General features: G+C 67.1%; 2 protein-coding genes and 1 pseudogene. 1 reads left to right on the plus strand and 2 read right to left on the minus strand.

The genetic code is table 11. From position 1 onward, the window contains the following. Positions 1-66: 66 nt before the first annotated feature. Together H4N64_RS44005 and H4N64_RS44010 are read right to left on the minus strand one after the other, a co-directional pair. Positions 67-534, minus strand: a complete 468-nt coding sequence (locus H4N64_RS44005) for a hypothetical protein (protein ID WP_186288236.1) — start codon at positions 532-534, stop codon at positions 67-69. Between the two features lie 186 nt (positions 535-720). Further along, positions 721-1,608 (minus strand): hypothetical protein, encoded by an 888-nt coding sequence (locus H4N64_RS44010; RefSeq protein ID WP_336246987.1) that lies wholly within the window; start codon positions 1,606-1,608, stop codon positions 721-723. A 52-nt stretch (positions 1,609-1,660) separates the two neighbouring features. Here H4N64_RS44010 and H4N64_RS44015 point away from each other — a divergent pair. Beyond that, a pseudogene (locus H4N64_RS44015) lies at positions 1,661-2,371 on the plus strand (transposase); the annotation flags it as partial.

Below are 2,371 nucleotides of genomic sequence, written 5' to 3' on the forward strand. Positions count from 1 at the left end.
GGCTCTGGCACAGATCTTGGGGGGCGGTCGCGGAGCGTCACCGGGCAGGTGGCTTCGCGGCTGTGATCACACTTGTTCTTGGTAGACCCTGATTTCCTGGGGATGGAAGTTGCGGACGATCGGCCAGAATTCCTGGCGGCCAAGGCCGTCGGCCCAGCGGTTGAGTTCGTCGTCCGTGTCGTGGAAGAACCAGGACTCGAAGTGCCCCAGGGCACGAAGTTGAGGGACGGGCTCGTATCGAAGTTCGCAGTGGAGCTGGATGTAATGATCATGCTCGCCGGAAGCGTCGTTGGTCTCGAACTGGCGGGCAAGGTCCAGCGTGAAGGCGGGCGGTCCTTCGAAGGCGTGAGTCCCGTACTGGAAGAGAAGGCCGTCAGCGTCGGGCGTGTCCGCGGTGTCGAAGCGTTGGGAGCCGAAGCGTATGAACCTGAGCCACACCTCGTTCGAGTCCAGTTCGGCGAGGGGCTGCTGTCCACGGCTCAGCTCATGTTGAAGTCGCTCCTGGGCCTGGTCTATGGGCAGTCTCCTCGACATCCCTGTCCTTCGCGGTCTCGACGGAATCTGTGGCCTCGTGGCGATCTTCTCAGCCCACCACACTCGCTGGCGTGACCAGGGTTGGCTGCTGCGCTTGGGTGAGACGCTATTGGAGCAGGAGCATCTTGCGGAGTAATTCGAATCCGGCACGGCCGTAGAGCTGCCTCTTGATCTTCTTGATGCGGTTCACGGCGCCTTCCGTGCTGCCGGAGCTCCAGTGCAAGGTGAGGCCGCGGTCACCGTATCGAGGTCTCGGAGCAGGTGGAGGGCGAAGTTGGTGAGGCCGGGCAGCTGGCTGGCATCGACGGCCTCGATCCATGCGGGCAGCGTGGGACCCAGCCTGTGAGTCAGGATCTCGCCGAAACCGCGAACATGTTCGGCCGCGATATCCAGTTCAGGACCGCGAGCCAGGACGTCCTTCAACGCGGCGCGCTCGTCTTCGCGCAGGGTTGAGGGGTGACGGGTGAGCCAGCCGGTGACCCGCCTCACGGTCGGCGGCGGGGGCGGTGCCTGCAGCGGTGCGCCGCGCAGGGCGGCAATGTAGGCGAGGACCATCTGGTAGGTGACGGGCGCGGTCTCAGCGATCAGTTCGCGATGCAGGCGAGTGACGTTTGTGCATCCCGCAGCGAACCGCCGCTCGAGATAAGGCTTGTAGGGGTCCAGACGACTGAGTCGGGGACGGTTCTCCCGGAGGGTGTCCTGCCAGGTGGCAGCACGTGCATAGCGCAGCACGGTGTTCAGCCCCCAGCCCAGATGCCGGGCGATCGCCCTGCGGGAGTGCCCCTGTGCGAGCAGCTCGTGAACCATGACGTGCGCTGCCTTCCTGCGCTGGGCCCGCCGGCCATCAAGGTCCGGTCCGCCGCGCACCGAGTCGTCGGGCGACGCCTCAACGTCCGCTCGTGTTGACGTTGTGCGTCCGCTCAGGCATTCGCGGTGGGCGGCGACGCAGGTTTCCACGGCTCGGCCGATGCCCTGCCACAGGTGGAACCGGTCGGCGACCTGGATCGCTGCGGGAGCGCCGAGGCGCGCGCCCTCGGCATAGGCGCCCGCCCGGTCCCGACAGATGATCTCCACGCCCGGGTGGGTGGCCAGCCACCCGGCCAGCGGTCCTGAGTCGCTGCGGGGCGCCGTCCGGGCGGGTGCACTTGCGGTGGGCGTCTCGCGGCACACCGCCCTGCGGACCCTGCTGCGTATCCCACTGCCCACCGGGCGAATACCCCGAGTGATCGGCGTCGACGACTTCGCTCTGCGCCGGCGTCACCGCTATGCCACCGTGATCATCGATGCCGAGACCCACGAGCGGATCGACGTGCTGCCCGACCGCACGGCCGACACCCTGGAAGCATGGTTACGCGCTCATCCGGGCGTCGAGGTCGTCTGCCGTGACGGCTCCGCGACTTACGCCGAGGCCATCCGTCGTGCGCTGCCCGACGCGGTGCAGGTTGATGATCGCTGGCATTTGTGGCACAACCTGTGCGAAGCCGCGCTGAGCGAGGTCAAGGCGCACAGCACCTGCTGGGCCACCGTCCTGGACGCGCCCCTCTACGACGGCCCCCGTGCACAGACCACCCTGGAACGCTGGCACCAGATCCACGACCTGCTCGACCAGGGCGTGGGCCTGCTCGAATGCGCCCGCCGTCGCCAACTGGCCCTGAACACCGTCAAACGCTACGCCCGCGCCGATCGGCCCGAGCGGATGCTCCGCGTCCCCAAATACCGCGCGAGCCTTGTCGATCCCTACCGTGAACACCTGCGCAAACGCCGGGCCGAAGACCCCGCCGTCCCGGTCAAGCCCCTCTTCCAAGAGATCAAAGACCAAGGGTTCACCGGCTGCCTC

It is taken from the genome of Streptomyces cupreus (assembly GCF_014257025.1).
GTDB classification, from domain to species: Bacteria; Actinomycetota; Actinomycetes; order Streptomycetales; family Streptomycetaceae; genus Streptomyces; species Streptomyces cupreus.

Bases quoted from the DNA above. Each gene is read 5' to 3' on its own strand.
- H4N64_RS44005 (WP_186288236.1), bottom strand. From the start codon at position 534: ATGTCGAGGAGACTGCCCATAGACCAGGCCCAGGAGCGACTTCAACAT.